This window comes from Stieleria sp., assembly GCF_041595215.1.
GTDB lineage: Bacteria > Planctomycetota > Planctomycetia > Pirellulales > Pirellulaceae > Stieleria > Stieleria magnilauensis.
Genome location: NZ_JBFHKV010000524.1, coordinates 1 through 5724 on the forward strand (window position 1 = coordinate 1; position 5724 = coordinate 5724).

A 5724-nucleotide genomic window follows, 5' to 3' on the forward strand; every position below is an offset into this window, starting at 1 on the left:
CGCTGCGTAGCAGCGACCCGAGAATCGCCTAAAGGCTAGACACCAACGTGCGCTGGTGTGCAGGCTTCAGCCGCTTACTGACGCTGCAAAGCAGCGACCGGGAATCGCCTAAAGGCTAGACACCAACGTGCGCTGGTGTGCAGGCTTTAGCCGCCGCTGTCGCTGCAAAGCAGCGACCCGGGAATCGCCTAAAGGTTAAACACCAACGGTTGCTGGCCCGAACCGGCATCGGATTCGTCGGCGCCCTTGTCATAAACGTTGACGGCCAAGGCGAGGAATCGATCGTCGTCCGCAAAGACGAGTGACTGGGCCTTGAATCCTTCCAGCACGTCGCGCACCTGCGTTGCGGAAACGTGTAACTCTTGGGATTCAACAAGCTGTCGACGCACGGACTCGGCATTGCCCCCGTGCTGGATGGCCTGATACACAGCCGCCTCGATTCCCTCCAAGATGACTTCCGAGGGTCGCTCGAATCGGTGATCGTTGATTCGAACGAATCCGGGGCCGAGTTGCAGGGTTAATCTACCGGGATTCGTCGCGTATCGGTTGCCCCAGTTTTCAATCGCCGCTTTCAACGACTGCGTGTAGTGTTCCGGATCGCGACCATCGGCATGCACCGCTTCAAAATGGTACGCCAGATCGGCCAGATCGGATGCCTTTTCGCGATAGATGTACGCATAGAATTCCGCCGGCCCGGTGATTTGTAATCCGTGTGAACTCGGATCCGCATGGTAAGGGCTGTAGCGGTCGATCACCAACCGCACCATTCGCGGTGGCTGTAGATGCACAAGCGTGGGTGCGGCGGCGGCCATCGATTCGTATTCCGCGATCGGTTCATTCGGGAATCCGTAAATCACATTCCAAACCACATCAACACCCAACTCGGCACAGTACTTCAGTAGCCGGATGTTTTGCAGGGCCGTCGTTCCCTTGCGGATCAGTTTTAAAATAGGTGTGCTGAAACTTTCGATCCCCGGCTGAATGGTTCGAATTCCTGCGTCACGCATCAACCGCAGTTGTGACTTGCGCAGGTTCGCTTTGACTTCGAAGAACAATTGAAAGTCGATCGGTGACTCCGCCAACCGTGGCAACAACTCTCGGTGGTAGTTCATGTCCAAAATATTGTCGACGGAGAAGAATTTGAGTCGACGATAACGCTGCGAAAGATCCATCAGTTGGTCATGGAATTGTTCCGCCGGCTTGGACCGAAAGGACATCGTGGCGCCGTTGAGCCCACAAAACGTGCAGTGAGATTTTTCGCCCCACCAGCATCCTCGTGACGATTCAACCGGTAACTGAATCTGCGGGTCGATGATCGGTTGAAGCGGGTGACGGACCAGTCGCTGAAAATACTCGTCATAGTCCGGCCCAGGCACGTCGGCCATGGTGAAGGACGCGTTCGAAGCGGCCGGGTTGATTCGCTGGACATCCGAATCCCGCAGACAGATTCCCGGCAATTCCGACGGGCTGTTGCCGGATTGCCAGTTTTGGATCAGTTCGGGAAAAACGCCTTCCGATTCGCCCCGGACGACGGCATCGATGAACGGAAAGCGTCGAAACAGTGCCGCTCCCATCTCGCCCTGGCAATTGGCCCCACCGAAGACAACTTTTAAATCGTTGTCGTGCATCTTGAGTTGTTTGGCCAAAACGAGGGACGCGATGTTTTGGCTGAACATCGTGGTGAAGCCTACCACGCCCGGCGACTGGGCCAGGATCTCTGAGACGCATTGATTAAGGAACTCCGGCACCCAATTCCGTACCACAAAGGCACTGTCGATGACTCTCGCCGGGATGCGTTTCTGGACAAGAAAACGGTAATACTCCGCGTCGAACTGTGGGTCGCTGGGAAACAGTGGCGGCACGCCGAAGATCCACTCTCCCAAGCCGACACCGTGAAACGTGTCGCTGACCGACTCGATTCCGGCCAGCATTTCTTCGCGATGATAGACGCGTTGGGCGAGGAACCGGGACCATTCCAGGTAGAACGAGTGACTCGTCGTCTCGATGTCGTGTTCCGACAACAACGCCTGGTTGATTCCCAATTGAATCGACGGCATGTTGGTGCTGTGCCACGGCATCGACACCAGAGCGACGCGAGGATTCAACATGCTCTGAATCTCGAAAGCAGGGCGGAAGTTTTGTAAATGGTGACGGAAACGTCGATCGGCGACCTATGATTCTACTTTACCGTTCGCCAAACATCCGATCGCTTTTCGTGCCCAGAATGGATTATGTCTGACGAGTCCCTTTCGCCGAGTCGCTACATCGAAGACCTGCTTGCCGGTCAGATGCGTGCACGCAGTCTGGCGATCGCTCACCGATTGGGATTGTTTGCCGCCTTGGCTGACAGAACCTGTGATGTGACGGGCTTGTCGAACACGCTCGGCGTCCAGGCAACCGGACTGCGCAAGCTGCTCGTCACGTTGGAAACGATGGATTTGGTCCGGCGTCTGGGCGACGATTACGAATTGACCGAGCTCGCACGCCAAAGCTTACTCGGAAGAAATGCCCAGTCCTTCGGAGAATTCGTCGATTTTTTCACCGACCAATTCGAAAGCAAACCGATTTCGTTGTTAATGAATCATTTGCGGTTTGGTGGGCCTGTGCGACCGGCGACCACTGCGGACCAATGGCGACACTACATGGCGGCCATGGATCGGATGGCACATCTGTCGGCCGACCGGATCGCCGAAGCCATGCAGCTTGATCGAGATCAGACGCTGCTGGATTTGGGCGGCGGCCCGGGGTGCTATGCGATCGCGGCGTGCAAACGATACCCGCACTTGAACGCGACGATTTTGGATCTGGATGATGCGTTGCGTTTCGCCCATCAAAACGTCAGCGATGCTCAACTGGCCGATCGAATCAAGTTGCGTCCGGGTTCGGTCACCGATGGATGCTATGGCGGACCGTATGACGTGATCTTGCTCTCCCACACGATCCATCTGTTCGACGAGTTGTCCGTTCAATCCATCTTCTCCGCCTGTCACGCCGCGCTGGGAGCGGGCGGACGTTTGGTGGTGCGTGACCTGTTCACCGACGGTGGCCGCACGCAACCGGCGTTGGGCTCGCTGGTGGCATTCCACATGTGGAACGAAGGCGATGCCTACTCGGTGCCTCAAACGACTCGACTGTTGGTGCAAGCCGGGTTCCAACCGCCTCGTCACGTGCCATTTCGCGACGGCGAAGATCCCGAGATTTTGGGGTCGTTACTGATTTCCGCCAAAGCCGAACCGACGTCGACCTGATTCAGTCTGGGACAACGTCGTAGCGTCCCGGGGCGAGGATCGATTTGGGATCCAACGCCCGCTTGATCGACTGCACGCAGCGATCATGATCATCCTGAGATTTTGGCAGGGAATCCATGGACAACAGCGTCAGGCGATACGGCAGATGCCCGAGGTCACGTAGCAGCGTCATGACCTGGTCATGGCACGCGACCGCACGTTTATCTTCGCCGGCAATCTCGCGATCGTAGATGATCGAAAGGTACAAATGGGCGCAACGTCCGTTGACGCAGTTCATTCCCAGATTGGGTTCAAAGCCATGTTGCAAGGCGACGGGCTCCACGGCGTTGATGACGTCGACCAGTTCTTGGCCCACCAGTGGGATGGCAAAGCACATCCAGATCAAGCCGCATCGGTCGCGATCCGGGTTGATGTGCGTCGGCAATCCGCCTTTCTTTCGCCAGTACGCCGAGCGAATGTTGTGTTCGGTGGGCACACCCAAATAGACGTTCTGCGAATCATTCGAATCGCCCCATTGCCAATCGGTGGTCACCGCATTGAGCCTCTGCTGCACAAACGCGGCGGTCGCATCGGCGATTTCGGGGCTGGCAGCATAAATCGCCCCGCCGATCAGCCACGGTTCGCTCGGGAACCTTTTGATGTCCACGGGGGTTTTACCGTCCATGGCCTGCCACGGGTAACCGCCCATCGTCGACGCCATCTTATGGCTGTTCCACAAACCGATTCCGTTGGTCTCGACGACTCGATGAAGTAACAATTCACGAGACGTGTCGATGGCTTGGTTCAGTTCATCCCGTCGACCGATGCGTGCCATGAACGGTTTGAGAACCTGAGGAGAGGGCGTCAACCAAACCGTCAGTTGAGTGATCACGGCCAGGTTGGACTGCGTAAGCAACCCTTCCAGGTTTGGGCCGACACCGTGGCGATGAAGCTGCTTTGCACTCGCGTTGGAGAAGCGTCCAAAACCGGTGTGAACGCAGTCCCCGTTGGCAAGCACCGCCTGCATGTTGGCAACGAAGTCGGCTCGCTGGCCGTAGGGTCCGGCGGCTTCACCCCGCTCGGCGATGTTGCCGATCAGACTTCCCTGGGGCGGGCCTCCGGGGACCGGCAGGAAGAACGTCGATTGCTGATCACGCAGAAATTCACTCGCCTGTTGGAACGTCACGCCGGGTTCTACCACCAAGAAACCCAACCGCGGGTCGAAGTCCACGATTCGGTTCATCCGAGACAGGTCCAACAGCACGGCGTCGCGTGTGGGGACGGAGGAACCGAGCCCCCAATTGCAACCGCGACTGGTCGGGTAGACCGGCAGCTCGAATCGGTTTGCGATCCGCAACGATTCTCGCACCTCGTCATGAGTGCCGGGGCGCAGAATCGCAACAACCGATGCATTGGTCGGAAACGTCGCGGTCGATGCCCGGTCCAGCGATTCGGCCGACGTCACGACGTTCGCCTGTCCCAGTGCCTCACGCCAAGCAGCGACAGCAGCATCGATCGATTCGTTCACTCTGGAAAACCTTTCTGGAAGCGTTGGCGTGCTCTGTTAAACGTTGGAATTCAGAGTCTTGCTCTACTATAGTGCGTCAAATCGTTCAGCACGGCGAGCGGTACTCCGGAATTGGTTTTCACGCAGCCTTGATCAGCGTCTCACCTCCAGGACGAGGAACCCCATTGTGACCAGCTCCGACGAGTCCCCGAATTCAACTGACGCCGAATCGGATTGGGTGCCGCTGGAAGGCAGTGCCGTTCCGATGCCACAGGACGTCCGCGAATTGGGTGACGCCGATCCGAATCGCTCCCTGGTGATCACCATTTATGTTCGTCCTCGAACAGATGCACCCGCGCTGAGCGAGGACCGGGCCGAGACGCTCGCGGACGAAGTGCTTTCACTGGAGCAGTTCGAAGAACAATTTGGTTCCAGCGACGAGGACATCGATGCCGTCGTGGACTTCTGCCAAGGCGTCGGCTTTGATTTGATCGAACCCTTTGCCGGACGCTGCGTGGTTCATGCCCAGGGCACGGTCGCGCAGTGTAGCGAAGCCTTTCAGGTTGCGTTGAAGCGGTTTGATTGTCGCCGCGGAAAATTCTTTGGGCACCACGGCGATGTGTTCGTCCCACGAGCGCTGGACGGAATCATCGAGGCCGTCGGTGGGCTGGACAGCATTGGAACCCTCGGGCGAATTCGCATCGAAGAGAACATCAAGGAGGTCGAACTCGATGAGCCAGACCTGCCGCCGGACGCACTGCCGGCGGCGTGGCCCGAACCCGAAGACGCGCCGCCGGACATCGTTCGGTCCGAGGCGTTGGCCTGGGTCGATCCGTCCGGCATTTCACCGGTCGCGAGCCAAAGTGTGAGCGTGGATTCCGACGCGACGTGGACGGGCCCTGAGGAAGGCGGTGATGCCCCGGTGGTCTGCGCCGAAGCGCCTCTGAAATACCGATCGGAAGAGAGGACGGGGGCCGACCCATTCGGACC

General features: G+C 58.0%; 4 protein-coding genes. 2 read left to right on the forward strand and 2 right to left on the reverse strand.

The window, feature by feature from the left end; translation table 11 throughout:
• Window positions 1–188 precede the first annotated feature (188 nt).
• Entirely contained in the window at window positions 189–2108 is a 1920-nt protein-coding gene (locus ABX749_RS19265) for a RiPP maturation radical SAM C-methyltransferase (protein ID WP_372897397.1), read from the reverse strand.
• Between the two features lie 123 nt (window positions 2109–2231).
• Here ABX749_RS19265 and ABX749_RS19270 point away from each other — a divergent pair, with 123 nt between their 5' ends.
• The gene (locus ABX749_RS19270) at window positions 2232–3248 is read left to right on the forward strand and encodes a methyltransferase (protein WP_372897398.1); all 1017 of its coding nucleotides are present in this window, start codon (window positions 2232–2234) and stop codon (window positions 3246–3248) included.
• A 1-nt stretch (window position 3249) separates the two neighbouring features.
• On the opposite strand, the gene ABX749_RS19275 is transcribed toward ABX749_RS19270, so the two are convergent.
• Window positions 3250–4755 (reverse strand): FAD-binding oxidoreductase, encoded by a 1506-nt coding sequence (locus ABX749_RS19275; protein WP_372897399.1) that lies wholly within the window; start codon window positions 4753–4755, stop codon window positions 3250–3252.
• Between the two features lie 166 nt (window positions 4756–4921).
• Here ABX749_RS19275 and ABX749_RS19280 point away from each other — a divergent pair.
• Window positions 4922–5724, forward strand: an 803-nt coding sequence (locus ABX749_RS19280) for a protease pro-enzyme activation domain-containing protein (RefSeq protein ID WP_372897400.1), incomplete at its 3' end; no start/stop codon positions are given.

Excerpts from the sequence above, each read along its gene's own strand:
- ABX749_RS19265 (WP_372897397.1), bottom strand. The coding sequence starts at position 2,108 with ATGTTGAATCCTCGCGTCGCTCTGGTGTCGATGCCGTGGCACAGCACC.
- ABX749_RS19270 (WP_372897398.1), top strand. The coding sequence starts at position 2,232 with ATGTCTGACGAGTCCCTTTCGCCGAGTCGCTACATCGAAGACCTGCTT.